This is a genomic window from Spirosoma lituiforme (assembly GCF_054776635.1).
Genome location: NZ_BAAHBO010000001.1, coordinates 982,828 through 1,000,821 on the forward strand (window position 1 = coordinate 982,828; position 17,994 = coordinate 1,000,821).

Sequence of the window (17,994 nt, forward strand, 5' to 3'; positions counted from 1 at the left end):
TACCCACAAATAGTCTATTTAAAGGAACCCTCATTTTATGTTAATCTATGATTAGACATATACTTCAGACGGTGGCGGCAATAACTTTTTTGATAAGTAGTGTCGGCTTCCCTTTATCATCATCTGCTCAACTGAAAATAACGCATCCGATTAGCCGGATGGTCGTTCAGCGTGATGTCTCTAATCAGGCAGCGGTACAGATTGCCGGTAGCTACAATCAGGCGGTGGACCTTGTTGAAGCACGGGTTGTAGCGAGAGTTGCCGGACAGGGAACCAATACAAACTGGACAACCTTACAGGTCAATCCAGTGAATGGACAATTTAACGGAAGCATTCAGGTAAAAGGAGGGTGGTATAAAATTCAGGTCCGGGGATCACTTTTGGGGACTATCGTGGCCAGTGATTCCGTCGATCGCTTTGGTGTAGGAGAGGTGTTTGCGATCATGGGGCATTCCAATGCCCAGGGATCAAGCTGCATCATTAACGGCCAAAATCATTGCCCAACTATTGGCGGAGCTGTTGACGAACGGGTTAACGTTATTGGGATCGATCAGCGCAGTACCACGACCACTCAGTACCTAAATACGGCAGAGACCCGCTACCTGCCAGGGTTAGCCTTCAGTCAGTTATTGCTCAAAAGTGGGAGTTCACCCTTTGGGGATATACCCTGGCTATGGGGCCATATGGGCGATGAACTGGTGAGTCGGATCAATGTGCCCGTCTTGTTATATAATGCCGGCTTTGGCGGTACAAATATGGAGATTACCTACAAGGCTGCCTATGATATTCCATTTCAACACGGTTTTTGTCGATATGACTTGCGGATGCCTTTTGTCAACATTCGCAATGTAATGAACCTGTATGTGCCTACAACCGGCATTCGGGCCGTATTGATTTTGCATGGCGAGAATGACCGGGGTAATCCGCAGGATTCGACCTATAAATATTATACGAAAGTGATCGATAAGATGCGTCTCGAATTTAACATGCCAAATCTGGCTTGTATCGTTGCCATATCGTCGTATACAGGAGCCCGTTTCGATAATGTACGGGCAGCCCAGTTCCAGGTCATTAACCAGCCAAAATATAAAGCGTTTATGGGGCCTGACCTGGATAACATCTACACCCTGGAGGATCGCCCCGATGGTGCACATTATTCGCCTACCGGGCAGGTTAAAGTCGGGGATGCCTGGGCGGCTGCCATCAACAACGTATACGCGTCCATTTCGCCTTATCCGGGTTTGCGGGAGCCTATGGCCAACATAAGTTGCGGGAGTGGAAATACGCTCACGTTGTCTCAGCCTACTGGGTATCAGTATGAATGGGACACGGGAAGCACCAGTCAGAGTCTGACAGTCGCGACGGGTACCTATTCGGCCCGGATTAAAGATAGTCAGTCAAGAATATTTTTCTCGCCCGCTCTCGTAGTTCCAGCTACCGTTCGGCCGAATTCGCCTACTATAACGACCGATAATGGAACCTGGAACATCTGTCGCACCACCGGTTTGCGGCTGACCTCGTCCTATTCTGGCGTCAATACCTGGAGCACGGGGGCAAGTTCATTATCGATTAATGTGACAACGCCGGGTGTTTATAGCCTACAAGCCAAGCATCCGGTCTACGGCTGTTTGTCGAGTGTTGTCTCGCAGACAGTCGGCTTGTCGAGCGTCTCCCTGGCTTTATCCATGCAGACCGCTAAACGAGTTGTCAACCTGAGTGACCCCACTCAGTTCAACTTGCTCGTACGCAATACCAGTGCCTGTGATGCCGGACCCATTTCGGTCATCAGCCGTCTTCCACCCAATGTATCGATCGTCTCAACCAGCGCGAGTATGACTGTTGCCAACGGCGTAGTTAGTACCTTGATACCTGCTTTACCCGCAGGTTCTCTGATTAATCAGACCTATACCGCTCGTCTGGATGCCGCTGGTTATTATCGAGCTACTGCCGAAATTACGGCAACAACGAATACCGCGTTGAACTCAACGCCGAACAATGGTACCGGAAATGGAGAAGTTGATGAAGCATCCATTGATTTGCGAACAAAGATTGTTTCATCGGCGGTGTATCAATCACCAAACCCGAATCAGCGAACCTTACCGATTGTTAAGCTGAATCAGCCTGTACCTGACCCGTCAAAGGCTGATCTTAGTTTACAGCTGTTGGCCAATCGCCTGACCCCCCGGGTAAATCAGCTTGTTGAGATCACCCTGGTCGTTAAAAACGAAGGGGGCTTAGCCTCATCGAATGTTTTACTTCAGGATGTGCTGCCGGCCAATTGTCAATTTGTCTCCTCGACAACGGGCATGAGTGTTTCGAATGGGGTCGTCAGTGGCCTTATTGCACAAATAGCCGCCGGTCAGTCGACTACCATGACATTTACCGTCAGGCTAACCACTGCGGGCGTATACACGAATAAGGCTCAAATTCTGAGTGCGGATCAAGCCGATTCCGACTCGACTCCCGGCAATGGATACACCAATGGAGAAGACGACCAGGGCAGTATTGTACTACGGTCACTCAACTGATAACTCCGAAAAACACAGTATAAGTAGTCGTCATACACGTTATCAATCCCAGACAATGATCCATCTCTTTATCAGAAATAAACAAATAAACGGCTATTTCGCTAAACCCATTAACCAAGTTTTTTACCCGATAAAGTTGAACCCATTATCTGAATTGTCCTTTGGATTTCTAACGGTCAATATAGGTCTAATCGAATCAGTTGCCTGCGGGTAATCAAGGATAACTCTGTGAAAGTCGCTGGGCCGAAGCGGTTTGCAAAGCCTTCATCAGTGCGGGCAGCAAAATGGGTTTGGAGACGTAATCATCCATGCCAGCGTTTCGACAGGCTTGCTCATCCTCCTTCATCGCGTTGGCCGTCATGGCAATGATGATCGGCTGAGGCCCTGCTTGCCGACGAATGGATTGAGTGGCTTCCAGGCCGTTCATTTCGGGCATCTGTACATCCATCAGAATCACATCATAAGCGTGTTGCTGTAGCATCGCGAGGACTTCCACCCCATGCTGGGCCAGATGCGGTTGGTAGCCTAACTTACTCAATAAACGAAGAATCAACTTTTGGTTTATGGGGTAATCTTCCGCCACCAGAATAGATAATGGATACTGCTGACCAAACTCAGTCGATAAGCGCTGCTGGGTAGGGCGCAAAGCTGCCTGCTGCGGCTGATAGGACAGATTGAGTTGTCGGTGAACCAGATCAAAAAGCTGATGCTGATGAATTGGTTTGGTCAACACGTTGGCAAACAACTCCGAATACGCTTTATGAGCGTCTTCACCGACAGAACTTAACAAGATAATTGGCAGTTGGGCATGGTTGATCTTTATCGCACGGGCTAGTTCAAGGCCATTCAGACCCGGCATATGCAGATCGGTAATGACGAGGTGAAAGGGAGCGCTTTCCACCAGTAAAGCCAGTGCCTCTTCGCCCGACGAGGCTGTCGTGGGAGCCAACTGCCACTGAGCAAGCTGGGTCTTCAGGATAAACAGATTTGTCGGGTTATCATCGACCAGCAGTATCCGTTTGCCAGCGTTATCCGCTAAATTGATGGGCTGATGCGGTGGTTGAACCGGCTGACCTACTTTTAAGTGGACGGTGAAGGTAAAGGTTGTTCCAGTACCTTCTACACTTTCTACCTGAATGTCGCCCCCCATTAATTTTATTAACCGTTCACTGATGGCTAGCCCCAAACCTGTACCACCGTAACGCCGGGTCATGGAAGAGTCGACCTGAGAAAAGGCCTTAAAAAGCCGATGTAGCTGTTCTCTGGCCATTCCAATGCCCGTATCGCGTACCTGAAAAAGTAGTTTGAGCTCGCTATCCACGAGGGGCTGGTGTAGCTTTACGTTGACTAACACTTCTCCCCGATCCGTAAATTTGACGGCATTGCCAACCAGATTGATCAAAATCTGACGCAGCCGCAGACTGTCTCCAATAAGGTGTAGAGGCACCTGTGGGTCAAGCTGATACACCAGATCAAGATTGGACTGGGCAGCTTTGCTGGCAAAAAGATCAAGTACTTCTTCGATGCACTGGGGTAAATCAATCTCGCCCTCTTCCAATTCCAGATGTCCCGATTCAATCTTGGAAAAGTCGAGAATATCATTGATAATGCCCAGCAAATTTTGGGCTGATTGAACGATGGTATCCACGTACTCCCTTTGCTGGTCTACCAGTTCAGTATCGTTCAGTAAATAGGCCATTCCCAGTACACCGTTCATGGGCGTACGGATCTCATGGCTCATGGTGGCCAGAAACACACTCTTCGCTTTATTGGCCTTTTCGGCCTCTTCCCGAGCCGTCTTCTCCTGAATTCGTCGCTCGCTGAGTTCCTCAATGAGGTGATGCATTTCATTCGCTTGACTTTGCAATGTCTCCGTCTGACTTCGTAATTCTTCGGCCTGGTTTCGCAGCTGTTCTTTCTGCTGAAATACTTCTTTTGTCCGCTGGCTGACCATTACTTCCAGTCTCCTTTTTCCGAGTTTGAGTATTCGTACGCGCCTTTGGTATAGCAGGTAAGTGCTACCCATCAGTAACAGAGCCCCAATCGTTCTGAACCACCAGGTTTGCCAATAGGGCGGTTCAAGAATAACTCGAAAAGCGGTCCCCTTTTCATTCCAGTGGCCGTCATTGTTAGAAGCTTTCACCCGAAACGTATAGGTACCCGGCTCAAGGTTCGTATAAGTCGCCACTCGCCCGGGACCCTTTAAACTCCAGCCTTTATCAAATCCTTCCAGTTTATAGGTGTACTGATTTCGTTCGGGATGCGAATAGTTAAGGGCGGCAAACCCAAAGGTTACCGTCGATTGGTGATGGGGAAGTGTGATCTGAAGCGAACGAAGCCAAATGGGCCGGTTAAAAACATGAAGATGAGTAATCACTACCGGGGGTATAAACAAATTGTCGGGTAACTGAGTCGGGTCAACTCTATTGAGTCCGTTGATACCACCAAAAAACAAGTGATTCTGTTGGCCTTCATAAGCGGCCATTCGATTAAATGACCCTGGCTGCAACCCATCGCCCGAATCAAAATTCCGGAACGCTTTTCTGGTCAGATTAAAAACCGACAACCCTTTGTTGGTACCAATCCAGAGCTTACCGTCCCGATCACTTAGCAGGCTCTGAATGACCTTACTGGCCAATCCGTCTTTTTCCTGGTAACTAATGAAGGACTGAGTTTGGGGGTCAAAACGGTTTAGTCCTCCGTTGGTACCCACCCACATCCGATGCCAGGCATCTTCGTGGAGGCTGTTGACTAAATTATGACTTAAACTCCCCGGAACAGACCGGTCATGCCGGTAGGTATGGAAGGTGCCGCTTTGGCCATCAATGACCTGAAGGCCATCCCCTTCCGTACCAATCCATAAATTTTGGTGGTGATCGAAGCACAACGAACTGATGTAGCCTTGTGTGAGGTGCCCGGAACGAGTCGGATCTGGTTTATAATGGGTAAACAGACGGGTCTTTTTGTCGTATCGGCTGATGCCCTTTCCCAGAGTGCCTAACCAGATTTCCCCTTTTCTCCCTTCCGTGATGGTGGAAACTGTTTCCTGACTGAGACCCTTGGCGTCGTCAGTTACCGGAAAATTCAGGAAGTCCTCTGATGCTTGGCGAAACAAGCTGAGTCCCCCTTTGTAGCTACCCACCCAGATATCCCCATCACGATCCTGGTAGATACTCATGATAAAATCGCTCGGAATACTTTTCGAATTAGTGGACTTGTGGCGGTAGTGAGTGTAGTGCTGGGTAGCTTTATGCAGGACATTCAGGCCACCCCCATCCGTTCCGGTCCACACATTACCCCGATGATCTTCCAGAACAGCCATTACGTTATTATTCGTAAGGCTGTTTGGGTCGTTAATGTCTTTCTGATACAGGCGGAATTTGGCTGGTTGATGGTCGAAGAAATTGATTCCTCCGCTATAGGTGCCAACCCACATATTGCCGCTACGATCCTGGCAAAGAGCGTAGATAGAGCCATTGTTCAGACCATTGGGATTGTTCTCCTGATAGGGGTAGTGAGTAAAAGCCGTTCTGTTTTTATTCAATACGCTGATTCCACCGTTTTCGGTGCCTACCCACAGGCCGCCTTCCCTATCTTCTGCCAAAGTATTAATATCGTCATGGCAGATAGACGTTGGGTTGCCCGCGTTGTGTCGATACTGGATGAACGTTTTTTGATCCTCATTCAGCAAGTTTAAGCCGCCCCCTTCCGTGGCAATCCACAGCCGCCCTTTTGAGTCCTGGAACAGCTTTTTGAGGGCGTTCTGGCTTAAAGACGAAGGATCGGAAGGTATGTTTTTAAAATGTTGGAAAGTCTGTCTCTGAGCGTCCCAGCGGTCCAGGCCCGCGCCTAAAGTAGCCACCCAGATCTGCCCTTTATGATCTACCAGCACATCCTGAATCAGGTTATGACCCAGACTCCCCGGATCACTGGCTCGATGCTGGTATCGGGTAAAGGTACCCTGGGCCGGATCAAATCGATTGAGTCCGTTTCCGGTTGCTATCCATAGATTCCCTTGACCGTCTTCCTTAATAGCCGTAACATGATTGTTACTTAAGGTTTTGCTATCCTTTTCGGTGCTTTTAAATACGCTGAATTTGCCGGTTTGTTTATCAAATCGGCACAGACCACCATCATCGGTTCCCACCCAGAGCTGGCCTTTGCGATCTTCATAAAGTGCCAACACGTAGTTATCACTTAGACTGGAGGTCTGGAGAGGATCATGCTGATACACCGAAAAGGAATACCCATCGTATCGATTTAGACCGTCCTGAGTGCCAAACCACATAAATCCCTGTTGGTCCTGCAGAATGGCGGTTACGTTGCTTTGGGATAGGCCTTCATACGTGGTAATGTGCTTAAAGCCTACATTGCTGGTTTGCGCTTGAGACAAATGGAAAAGCAGACTAGCGACCAACAGGACAGCAGTAAATCGGTTCATGAACGGCTCAGCAAACGGATATTACCCAGTGAAAAATAGTAGAAAAGCGGGGCGGACCCACTAGCATTAAAAATTAGATAGAAACCTCAAAATTAGATAGCTGAACGTATAGTCTATATCCTCTCACTGGTCGCCGAAGGTAGGTAAACTAAGGGTATAATGTACTTAATATACATACCTGTATGGAAAAATGAACTTATTATTTATTAAGTGGCCAATTATAAAAATTTGTCAAATACCACAGACTGTAAGCCAAAAACAAGGGCTATCATACACTCTATATGATAGCCTACAATTCCCCAACAAAAGCGAATATATCCGTTGGTTCTTAAGCAAGCTTTGTTGGCATTACCGACGTCAAAATATGTTGGTGATCTGACCGGGCCGCCTGTGCGGATGGAGCCGCTATACACCGTTCCGAAACCGTTAGAAACTGGCTTCACCGCCGACCTGGTCGAATTCACCTGGAGCGTTTACCGGCCTATAGTCCCCACCTCAACCCAGTCGAGTTAGTCTGGAGCCAACTTAAGCGATCTCTGAAAAACAGGCTCTTTACAAGCCTGGAATCGCTCCAAGCCGCTGTATTGGAAGAAGTTGCTTACTTACAGGCAGACCGCCACCGTATACGTTGTTTTTTTCGCAAAAAGGAGGTTTCTTTCTTCATGGACTAATTCACAGATATAAAAACGAAATTGGCGAAACATTATAGAAATATCTTTAACAATTCCCTCTACTACTAAGATCTTAGTGAAATAAATTTATCCCAATCATTAAACTCCTTATACGTTCCTACTGTAGAGAATAAGTTTTCAATTTGACTATCTGCTTCAATAGGATCATTTTGTATATGGTAATAAAGGCCGAGCAATTGTAATGTGCTAATTAGGCAATGGTCTCTTAACGTCGAATATCTTAGCATTTGATCGGGAAATACGGGTTCGTTTCTCTCAATCAACGGATTATCTTTATACGCATTTACGATTAATATTGGTTTTGGCTTTGTTCCTGTTCGTGCAAAGTACTCTGCTGACCATTTTTCAAGTTGAGCAGAATGTTTTTCTGCAGAAGACCCTTTGACGCCTTTAACTTCAACTACCGCAATCTTATCTTTATATTGTACAACTAAGTCTTCTCGATTATTTCCCGTCTCTAATATTATGAACCCTAGCTCTAGTAAGAGTTTTTCGATTTCTTCTTCAAGCTCTGACCCAGTAGCTACGAAGAATATTTTCTTTTTTGCTACAGAGTCATACTGCTCTCTTTTAATCTGTAACTCGTTGTTTAATGCTTCAATATTATCTGAGATTAAAGCTATATCATTTACCAACTCACTTTCAGTAGGCAGTAAATAATCCTTTGTCCATTCAGGCAACTCTATTCTTTCTCGTGAAACACGTATTTTTTTTATTACTGAGTATAAGTCGTTGAAGAAATCTTCTTGAACACTTTGAACGCTTTCTTTAACTGGAGGTAGAAAAACGCATTCTTGAGCCCAAAAACCTAAAGGTTTTTTATTTACAGGTGTCGAAGCAATTTTACTTCCTGAAAAAGTACTTAAATAAGCACTGTAATAAAAGTGGTTCTGATATTTTGTCAAAAAGTCAGTAAATAAGCCTTTTGATTCTATTTCAATGGTTGTACCTGACTGCTTATCTGTTTCGGTCTTAGGTATTGGAACAAAAAAATCGAGACTTTTTGATCTACCTACGTTATTAATATAAACATTAAAAAGGCTTTGCTCAGGCGTAAAATATATTATGGGAATATTTTTATAATGAATAAACTCTTCTAACTCTTTTTTTCGTCTCTCATAATCACCTATCCGATTTGTATATGAATCATCTAACATAAAAGGGAAATCTAAAAACAACATATCAAATTCAAGAAGTGTCCTTGAAGAAGTATATCTGAATCGATCTACATTCCTAAAATAACTCCCAAACTCTGCAACTTTTATTTTTGTCATATAAAAGTTAAATCTTTAGATTAATTGACATGACTTATTTTACCTTATAATCTCCAAAGTATAGACGTTTGATGTTAGACTGTTGCTAATACATTACAGCTATTATAGAACAAAAAGTAAACACCATTAGACATTTGAGGCTTATGATGAAATGCATACTTGTTTCAACCAACAACAAAAAAGCCAGTTAACAATTAAGCTAACTGGCTGATTTTCAATGTCGGGGTGGCAGGATTCGAACCTACGACCTCCTGCTCCCAAAGCAGGCGCGATACCGGGCTACGCTACACCCCGAAGAAGTACTCTTTCACTCAGCGGAGAGAGAGGGATTCGAACCCTCGGTACCGTTACCAGTACGACAGTTTAGCAAACTGTTCCTTTCGGCCACTCAGGCATCTCTCCGAAGCCAATCAAATCTCTTCCTGATTGATTGGGACACAAAGGTAAGGTAAGAATTCGTTCTCAGCAAGAGGTAGATCAAAAAATATTTTTTAAATCGCTACTTTCGCCCTTCCTGACGATAAACCCTATCGAGCGATTTGGCTCATCATCAGGCCAATACTTCCCAAAATGAACTGGCTTTACTCGTTATCCAGCACCGAATTTATTTTTATAGGCCTCTTTATTGGCCTCTATATACTGTACGTCTGGCGCACATTTCGACTGGCTCGTCAGCTAAATACAGCCGCCTGGGGCGTTGTACCCAAGTTTTTTCTACGGGGCAGTTACCTGACGTTGTTAATCATTGTTCTGCTGGGGCCGTCCTTTGGCGAGGCCGAAGACAATTTGCTGACCAGCGGGCACGATACGTTTCTGCTCGTCGATATTTCGCGCTCTATGGATGCCAGCGATGTTGTTCCTACCCGACTTGAACGGGTAAAGTACGATATTCAACAGTTGTGTGATACGTTACCAGCCGATCGGTTCGGCCTGATTATGGCCACTCAGGAGTCGTTCGTGCTGTCGCCCCTTACGGCCGATCATGACGCGCTTAAACAACTCATGCGCGAGGTACATACGAGTGCTTCACTGACCGGTGGGACCGATCTGTGCAATGCTATTGAACTCGCCCGCCAAAAACTTCTGGCCGACTCATCAACGTACCAGAGCGTTAGAGCCATTGTGCTTTTCAGCGACGGAGAGAATATTGGCCCCTGCGAACGCAGTGAACTGGCTCGTCTACGATCCTTCGGGCTACCCCTGATCACCGTTGGGGTAGGTACGGAAACGGGGGCGTCGATCAAGATGGGACGCGATTTTGTCCGGGATGATAATCGCCAGATCGTTCGGAGTCGGCTCAACCGTCCGTTTTTGCAGGAACTGGCCCGTGATGGCCGGGGTCAGTACATTGAAGCCGATCCAAATGGACTTTATGTAAACGAGTTGGCCGGGGTTTTACGTTCTCTGAAAGGTCGGGTTATCGACCAGCACCGGATGGCGGTATCCACGAACAAGTATTATTATTTTCTGATAGCGGCCCTGGTATTCATAGCGCTTGATCTGATTGTGACCATTCGAACCTTCCGATTGTGAGTTGGTCTGCCCATTTCGCCTTACTTTTGTCCACCATCCGTTAACGCCTGATGATTTATCTATTCATGACCGCCTGGCTGCTCTGGATCGAATTACTGCCGGTGAGTCCAATTTCCCGGAACAATCAAATGCGTCAGGAAGCCCAGGCCGCTTACCAGGCCGGCCAGTATGCCCGGGCCCTTTCCCTCTACGCTACGCTCAGTCAGACCACCACAACCATTGACCCGGCCGTACGGCTAAATCTGGGCCATACCTATTTCAAATTAAACCGATTCACGAAGGCGAAGCCGCAGTACGAAACGTTGCTTCAGTCAGACCGGCCCGATTTACGTACGGCAGCGGCTACCCAACTGGGTGTTATTGCCTGTCTGGAGCGTGACAGCGCAACGGCTTTGTCGTTGTTTCAGCAGGCCCTGCTCGAAAACGCCGACAACGAATCTGCCCGTTATAATTTTGAGCTGGTTAAGAAATATTATTCCGGCAAAAAACCGGATCCGACCACAAAACCGAAATCCGCGGATAAGAAACCCAGGCAGGTTAACAAGTCGCGCCCGGCGGGTGGCCAACAGGTAGAACGGTCGGCCCGGCAGGACGAGCTGTTGCGCCGGTTTCAGCGCCTGAACCTGAATGAAGAACAGGCCCTGCAACTCCTCGACGCCATGCAGAGCGACGACCTGCCGTATGCACTAACCCGCTCGGCCCGACGATCAACAAAACCAGCCGATACCGGGAACCGGTGGTAAGCGTTGGTGTTACTAGTATACTATGAACGAAGTCGTAATTGTTTCTGCTGTTCGAACGCCCATTGGGGGGTTTGGTGGTGTTTTGTCAACGTTGTCGGCGACTGATCTCGGGGCGGCAGCCATTCGGGGTGCGCTCAACCGGGCAAACGTTCAGGCCGATCAGGTGCAGGAAGTGTACATGGGTAACGTTGTCTCGGCGAACGTCGGGCAGGCTCCGGCGAAACAGGCTGCGTTAAAGGCAGGCTTGCCGGCAACCGTTCCTTGCACTACTATTAATAAAGTTTGCGCATCAGGAACAAAAGCCATTATGCTGGCCGCCCAGGCGATTCAGTTAGGGCAGGCGGATGTTATTGTGGCGGGCGGTATGGAAAGTATGTCGAATACTCCCTATTACATACCCAAAGCCCGTTTTGGGTATAAATACGGTAATGCCGAGCTGGTAGACGGACTGGCCCGTGATGGGTTGGTAGATGTGTATGACCAGTGTGCAATGGGCGTTTTTGCCGACAAAACAGCCGAGACTTACGGCATCAGTCGCGAGGAGCAGGACGCGTTTACGGTACAGTCCTACCGCCGAACGGAAGCCAGCACGCAAAGTGGTCAGTTCAACGCCGAAATCATCTCCATCGATGTAGCCGGGCGCAAGGGCAGTGTGACCATAACGGAAGACGAGGAGTACAAGAATGTCATTTACGACAAAATTCCAACCCTGAAGGCTGCTTTCACGCCCAACGGCACCGTTACACCCGCTAGCTCGTCGCCCATTAGCGATGGCGCGTCGGCGCTGGTCATCATGAACCGGCGAAAAGCGGATGAGTTGGGCTTGACACCCCTGGCTCGAATCGTGGCGTATGCGGATGCCGAACAGGAACCTCAGTGGTTTACCACGGCACCTACCAAAGCCGTTCCTCTGGCTTTACAACGGGCCGGGCTGACTACCAATGACATTGACTTTTTCGAAATAAACGAAGCTTTTTCGGTGGTACCGCTCACATTCAGTAAGGTACTGGAGATTCCACAAACGAAGCTGAACGTAGCGGGCGGTGCCGTTGCAATGGGGCATCCACTGGGGGCATCTGGAGCCCGTATTGTAACCACTCTTACCAACGTGCTGCACCAAAACGGCGGTCGCTTCGGGGTTGTTGGTATTTGCAACGGCGGTGGCGGGGCCTCAGCCATTGTGATTGAAAAATTGTAAAGAGGTCGATGGCGCGTTGGCCGGGCCACGTTGGCTCCGGCCAACGCGCCATCGACCCAACTTAATGTAAATAGATGAACGCTATTCAGGAGACCAATTTCCAATTTCCTGGCCAAACGGCCTTTTATCGCGGTAAAGTACGTGATGTTTACTCTTTTCCTGACAAACTGGTCATGATTGCATCTGACCGGATTTCAGCCTTTGATGTGGTGTTGCCCCGCCCCATTCCGTTCAAGGGACAGGTGCTCAATCAAACAGCGTCCTACTTCCTGAACGCAACGGCCGATATTGTCCCGAACTGGCTCCTAGCAGTGCCCGATCCCAATGTGAGTATTGGTCTCAAATGCGAACCGTACGCCGTTGAAATGGTCGTACGCGGGTATCTGGCTGGTCATGCCTGGCGAGAATATCGCGACGGGAACCGAGTGCTCTGTGGTGTTGCCTTGCCCGATGGGTTACGCGAAAATGATAAACTGCCCGAGCCCATTATCACGCCCTCAACCAAAGCGCACGAAGGGCACGATGAAGATATCAGCCGCGAAGAGATTCTAAGCCGGGGTATCGTTTCAGAACCCGAATACATTCAGCTGGAAGCTTACGCGCTGGCTCTTTTTGCCCGCGGTACAGCAATGGCGGCTGAACGGGGCCTGATCCTGGTCGACACCAAATACGAGTTCGGTAATCTGGACGGCAAGGTCTACCTGATCGACGAAGTACACACGCCGGATTCCTCACGTTACTTCTACGCTGACACTTACGCCGAGAATCAGCAGACAGGCCAGACCCAAAAACAATTGTCGAAAGAATTCGTTAGAGAATGGCTGATTGCGAACGGTTTTCAGGGTAAAACCGGCCAGCAAATTCCGATGATGTCCGATGAATGGGTTAACCAAATCACAACCCGCTATATTGAGTTGTTCGAAACAGTTACCGGGCAATCCTTTCAGCCCGCCGACGCTACCAACCCGCTCGCCCGAATTGAAGCCAGTGTTATTCAAACAATTACCATAAACCAAGCGTAAGATAACCGCTGACTGGACAGCGGTGCGGTCAGGTCAGCTTATCGATCAAAATTGACGATACATGAATTACACAATCGAAAAAAACGAACAGTTCGCCTTGATTCGGTTAGCCGAAAGTCAGTTCGGGGAAGACGTATCGACCACCTTCGAGATGTTAAGCCGGAGTCTGTTTCGGGAGGGCTACAGCAATATTATTGTTGACTTTGCCCCTGTCGAATCCGTTGATCAGATGGGTATAGCAACCATTCGCCGGATAAACAGACAGTGCATTAATGAAGTTGGCCTGCTGGTTCTGGTTACGAAAAATGAGGACCTGATTACAGTACTCGATAGTGCCAATATCAGCGATCTGACCATACTTCCAACCGTTGAAGAAGCCGTTGATGCCGTGTTTATGAACGAATTGGAGAATGACTTTCGGAGCGAAGAGGATGACGAGTACGACATCGGGGGGAGCGTCGGTAACGCCGATGCCTAACTCAACAACCAATCAGGATGCGGAACACGTCCGGCCTGGTAACCCGTCTTTTTCCCTGACTATTTTGGGAGCCGGGTCGGCGACGCCAACCTTGCGTCTTCATCAAACAGCACAGCTGCTGACTGTGGGTAGCGACTATATGCTCATCGACTGTGGAGAGGGCACGCAGCTACGCCTGATCGAGCAGCGGATTCGGCCGGGTCGCCTGCGCTACATTTTTATCAGCCATCTCCATGGGGATCACTACTTTGGTTTACCCCCTTTGCTGTCGAGCCTGAACCTGGGTGGCCGGACGGAAGACCTGTATCTTTTTGGGCCACGCGGCCTAGACGAGGTACTGACCACGATTTTTCGGGTCTCGACTTCACGGTTAGGCTTTACCCTTCATTTTCAGCCCGTTGAACCTGGCGAATCGGTTCTTTTGCTCGACCATCCGCAACTGACGGTTGAGTCTATTCCGTTGCAGCACCGCATTGACTGCTCCGGGTATCTTTTCCGGGAAAAACCGCATAAGCCGCATTTGCTTCGGGAGAAGTTACCGGCCGACGTGCCCGTTGCCTACCTGAAACAGCTTAAAGATGGTAACGATATCATGGGCGACGATGGTGAGATTCTGTACGCGGTTACCGACTACACCGAACCGGGCCCTCTCTCCCGCTCCTATGCCTATTGTTCGGATACGCGTTACGTAGAGGAGCTGGTGCCGCAATTGCAGGGAGTTAGTTTGTTGTATCATGAAGCTACTTTCCTGGAAGACAATGCCCAACGGGCGGCTGAAGTCTACCATTCTACGGCCAAACAGGCGGCTACGATTGCCGCAAAAGCCGGAGTCGGACGACTGTTGATTGGCCATTTCTCATCGCGCTACAAGCAATTTGACTTGTTTCTGGACGAAGCGCGTACCATTTTTCCGGAAACGTACCTGGCTATTGAGGGCGAAACAACGCCCGTATAAAGTCTGATTGTGGTAAGCTACTGACCAAAACGATTGTTTTGTGCCCGTTGCTTACCACTAACTATTTCTTTGACCTACCTCCACCGGTTTCTGACTATATTTAGCCCCTAAACTTTATCCATTCATTCATGCTGGCATTTCGCCTGGGGTTTTTAGACATCGGCTGGCTCGATTTTCTCGATATTGGCCTGGTCACCCTCCTTATCTACCAAATTTACAACCTCGTTCGGGGAAGCGTTGCCAGCCGCGTATTCGTTGGTTATTTATTGGTGTATCTGGCTTATCTGATTGTTAAGGCACTGGGCCTTAACTTGATGACCACCATTCTTGAATATTTTATCAGTGTGGGTGCCCTGGCCCTGATCATTATTTTCCAGCACGAAATTCGACGCTTTCTGCTGCTCATTGGCAAGTCGACCAACTTATCAAACAACCGGTGGCTGCGTCGATGGCTTCTCCGCGACTTCACGGGTGCTGAAGAAGCGACAACGTCCCTGAAGCCTATTCTGGACACCTGCAAAACGCTGGGTGCCGAGTTTTCGGGGGGGTTGCTGGTCCTCCAGAAAAACGACGATTTGGAGAAGTTTGCGGAGTCGGGCGAAGTCATTGATGCCGACCTGTCGAAACCGCTCCTACTGGCCATTTTTAGTCAGTACAGCCCCCTGCACGATGGAGCGGTTATCATTAGCGAAGGGAGGATTCGGGCGGCCCGTTGTATCTTGCCCGTCTCGGAAGACGACGAGTTGCCGCCTTCACTTGGCTTTCGCCACAGGGCGGCTTTGGGAATGAGTGAGGCAACAGATGCGGCCGTCATTGCTGTTTCGGAAGAAAGTGGTCGTTTATCGTTAGCCCTTAACGGTGAGTTGTTTACGAACCTTACCCAACCCGAATTAGAAACCCGGCTTGAAAAATACCTGCGCGAACCCAAAAATCGATCATGATCCGCTTGATGATAAATACCAAAAAGGCCCAGCCGACTAAGCGGTGGGCCTTTTTGGTTGATGGGCTATGGTTGCGAGGAAGGTTCGATTAATACTCCAATATATACGCTAGATTCTTGGCCTGCTCCACAAAGTCGCCGATTTGCTCTACCGAAGGCGGGCGTTGTGTAAACTGGCGGACGCTGTTTATTTTTATTAGTTTAGCGTGCAGATTTTTAGGCTCCCGCTCGGCCAATTCCTTAACGGTATCAACGCCGGCTTCTTCCATCAGGTCGCTGTACACGCGACCAATTCCTTTTATTCGGGCCAAGTCAGCACGATTAGCTAATTCTAAAATAATCTTTGCATCGACGCCACTTGTCGACGCCAGCGCTTTACGATCCGATGGCGTTCTGGTCGCTTCCAAAAGCGAATCACTATCACTGATTCCTTGTCCTTTCAAGGCATTTAATACGGCATCGGTAATACCGCGTAGTTCTCCTAACGTGAGGCTCATAGTTGAATAAAGCTGATTTATAACGTAAATGTTGACCCGACCTTCGGGCCACATAATACTTTTTTAACGAACAAGGTACTTTCTTCGGGTATCATTCAAAAGAAATTTCTTCTGAACGGTAAAACTGTCCGGATGAAGCTGATTAAATTCGTTTTGCCATTCAGTGTATCGAGACGGCTCGTTTTGCTGAAAAAGGCTGGCGTTTATTTTCTTCTGGAGCAAATATTCCTCGAAATTCATTTTACTATTTTTTCTGTTGGTACGAAAAAGCGGAATGTCGTTTTTATTGCTTTTTATACACCGCAAAAAAGACCTACTCTCGTCGAAAGCACAGACAAATGTACAACGTAAATTAGGCAACTAGTTTTCCGGGAACGGATTATTAGTAAGGATTGATCAGCCACACGCGTAAAAGGTAACGTCTTGATCGTCAACAAAGCAGTATCGCCGGTGTGTAGACCGCGAGCGGAAGCGATCAGAAGGCAGCCTTTTCTGAATGCAGAAACTACTTACCAAAAAACCTTCGTTCTAAGTACGTGATTCACAAACAACATTGAGTAGCTATGGCATAGCCATTTAAGTAAAAAAACGGCATTGATCTACGGTTTCCTTTATTCTTTTGGCAACAAAAACGGGTGAAAACGAAATCCTTTTACCCGATTGAATTCCAGCGAAGGTGCCGGAATTTTAAAGAATTGGGCCGTTCCAACAAACCGTTGTAGGGAAGGCGAAAAAGCATTTATCCGGGATAAATCGGCGTCGGGTGAAATAAAAAACTGACGGTATCGGTCAAACTTAACCGGGCGGCCTTCGCTATCAACCAGTGGTGGATTTTCATGCCCGCCAATCATACCACTACCGCTATACCCAACATCTATATTTAACCAGCGCGGAAATGAAGGGCCAACGGGTAATACAGACGCCAGATTAACGGATAACCAGTACTGCTGCCCATTGTAATCTTTCAACATTTGCACCCCCGTTGTTTTACCAAGTACATTAGGCCGGAAAGGCGGAAAAATCGTTTTCCGAAATCCATATTTTAAGCTCACAACCTGCTGACCGGACCCGTATTGCTGCCCCATGAAGAGGGCCGTTCCGGCAGCGTTGGCCAGCATATCGCCTTTCGAAAAACCCCAGCCTTCCGAATGTCCATCGTACACTTCCAGCGTCGTTTGAAACAGTAAAGCCAGCAGGCCACCGGTCAGAATACTGGCTTGTTCGTTTACTCCGCTCCAGCGCATTAACTCGTAACCTCCCCTGCTCATGCAATAAGCCGTTGCCGCATGGCCAACTTTGTCCATCTGGAGCCATTCCCGATTGTCATTGAAGGAATGAAACGGCACTTTTTTCTTATACCATTGCTTCCGCAGCATGAGTAATGTAATGGTGTAAAAAGCCGCGGTGCCCACCAGTACACCAATGAATCGTCCCTGCCGGATGCCCGCCGGTTCAGGCCCCACCGGAGCAACAGATAGCGGTTGAGCCTGAACTGGCTGACCAAGTAGGAGCACGCACAAACAGAGCCATACGAAGGCACGAAACGGGTATTTCATAAGCCAAAACTATCAAAAATAGATGGGTTGCCCGCTTTCTCATTGGCGCACCGGACCGGATTACCTGACGTGCGGACACCGAATACACCACGGATACGACGTCTGATGAGCTTTGCCAATGCAAACGCACCGGTCAC

Annotated in this window: 13 protein-coding genes and 2 tRNA genes; 9 read left to right on the top strand and 6 right to left on the bottom strand. The window is 48.2% G+C overall.

Annotated elements, in window-relative coordinates:
• Positions 1 to 158: 158 nt before the first annotated feature.
• On the top strand, positions 159 to 2,528 hold the full coding sequence (locus ACYU87_RS04220; protein WP_461132773.1) for a sialate O-acetylesterase: 2,370 nt from the start codon (positions 159 to 161) through the stop codon (positions 2,526 to 2,528).
• A 214-nt stretch (positions 2,529 to 2,742) separates the two neighbouring features.
• Here ACYU87_RS04220 and ACYU87_RS04225 read toward each other — a convergent pair whose 3' ends face one another.
• Entirely contained in the window at positions 2,743 to 6,969 is a 4,227-nt protein-coding gene (locus ACYU87_RS04225) for a hybrid sensor histidine kinase/response regulator (RefSeq protein WP_461132774.1), read from the bottom strand.
• A 407-nt stretch (positions 6,970 to 7,376) separates the two neighbouring features.
• On the opposite strand from ACYU87_RS04225, the gene ACYU87_RS04230 reads away from it, so the two are divergent.
• Entirely contained in the window at positions 7,377 to 7,640 is a 264-nt protein-coding gene (locus ACYU87_RS04230) for a transposase (RefSeq protein ID WP_461133627.1), read from the top strand.
• A 65-nt stretch (positions 7,641 to 7,705) separates the two neighbouring features.
• On the opposite strand, the gene ACYU87_RS04235 is transcribed toward ACYU87_RS04230, so the two are convergent.
• The 3 genes from ACYU87_RS04235 to ACYU87_RS04245 form a co-directional block, all read right to left on the bottom strand.
• Entirely contained in the window at positions 7,706 to 8,935 is a 1,230-nt protein-coding gene (locus ACYU87_RS04235) for a hypothetical protein (RefSeq protein ID WP_461132775.1), read from the bottom strand.
• Positions 8,936 to 9,155: 220 nt separating this feature from the next.
• A tRNA-Pro gene (locus ACYU87_RS04240) sits at positions 9,156 to 9,229 on the bottom strand.
• A gap of 21 nt (positions 9,230 to 9,250) precedes the next feature.
• Positions 9,251 to 9,337 (bottom strand) — tRNA-Ser (locus ACYU87_RS04245).
• A gap of 168 nt (positions 9,338 to 9,505) precedes the next feature.
• Between ACYU87_RS04245 and ACYU87_RS04250 the strand changes: the two genes are divergently transcribed.
• The 7 genes from ACYU87_RS04250 (at position 9,506) to cdaA (ending at position 15,805) form a co-directional block, all read left to right on the top strand.
• Positions 9,506 to 10,468: a vWA domain-containing protein gene (locus tag ACYU87_RS04250; RefSeq protein ID WP_461132776.1), complete on the top strand. Its 963-nt coding sequence runs from the start codon at positions 9,506 to 9,508 to the stop codon at positions 10,466 to 10,468.
• 50 nt (positions 10,469 to 10,518) lie between these two features.
• Entirely contained in the window at positions 10,519 to 11,211 is a 693-nt protein-coding gene (locus ACYU87_RS04255; protein ID WP_461132777.1) for a tetratricopeptide repeat protein, read from the top strand.
• A gap of 22 nt (positions 11,212 to 11,233) precedes the next feature.
• Positions 11,234 to 12,409: an acetyl-CoA C-acyltransferase gene (locus ACYU87_RS04260; RefSeq protein WP_461132778.1), complete on the top strand. Its 1,176-nt coding sequence runs from the start codon at positions 11,234 to 11,236 to the stop codon at positions 12,407 to 12,409.
• 74 nt (positions 12,410 to 12,483) lie between these two features.
• Positions 12,484 to 13,431, top strand: a complete 948-nt coding sequence (locus ACYU87_RS04265; RefSeq protein ID WP_461132779.1) for a phosphoribosylaminoimidazolesuccinocarboxamide synthase — start codon at positions 12,484 to 12,486, stop codon at positions 13,429 to 13,431.
• 61 nt (positions 13,432 to 13,492) lie between these two features.
• On the top strand, positions 13,493 to 13,909 hold the full coding sequence (locus ACYU87_RS04270) for an STAS domain-containing protein (RefSeq protein WP_461132780.1): 417 nt from the start codon (positions 13,493 to 13,495) through the stop codon (positions 13,907 to 13,909).
• The gene (locus tag ACYU87_RS04275) at positions 13,902 to 14,864 is read left to right on the top strand and encodes a ribonuclease Z (RefSeq protein ID WP_461133628.1); all 963 of its coding nucleotides are present in this window, start codon (positions 13,902 to 13,904) and stop codon (positions 14,862 to 14,864) included. The genes ACYU87_RS04270 and ACYU87_RS04275 overlap by 8 nt, the downstream gene beginning before the upstream one ends.
• A gap of 128 nt (positions 14,865 to 14,992) precedes the next feature.
• On the top strand, positions 14,993 to 15,805 hold the full coding sequence (cdaA, locus tag ACYU87_RS04280; protein ID WP_461132781.1) for a diadenylate cyclase CdaA: 813 nt from the start codon (positions 14,993 to 14,995) through the stop codon (positions 15,803 to 15,805).
• Positions 15,806 to 15,893: 88 nt separating this feature from the next.
• Here the strand turns inward: cdaA and ACYU87_RS04285 are convergent, their stop codons facing one another.
• The gene (locus ACYU87_RS04285) at positions 15,894 to 16,301 is read right to left on the bottom strand and encodes a DUF4332 domain-containing protein (protein WP_461132782.1); all 408 of its coding nucleotides are present in this window, start codon (positions 16,299 to 16,301) and stop codon (positions 15,894 to 15,896) included.
• Positions 16,302 to 16,912: 611 nt separating this feature from the next.
• Positions 16,913 to 17,857 (bottom strand): DUF2279 domain-containing protein, encoded by a 945-nt coding sequence (locus tag ACYU87_RS04290; RefSeq protein ID WP_461132783.1) that lies wholly within the window; start codon positions 17,855 to 17,857, stop codon positions 16,913 to 16,915.
• Positions 17,858 to 17,994 lie beyond the last annotated feature (137 nt).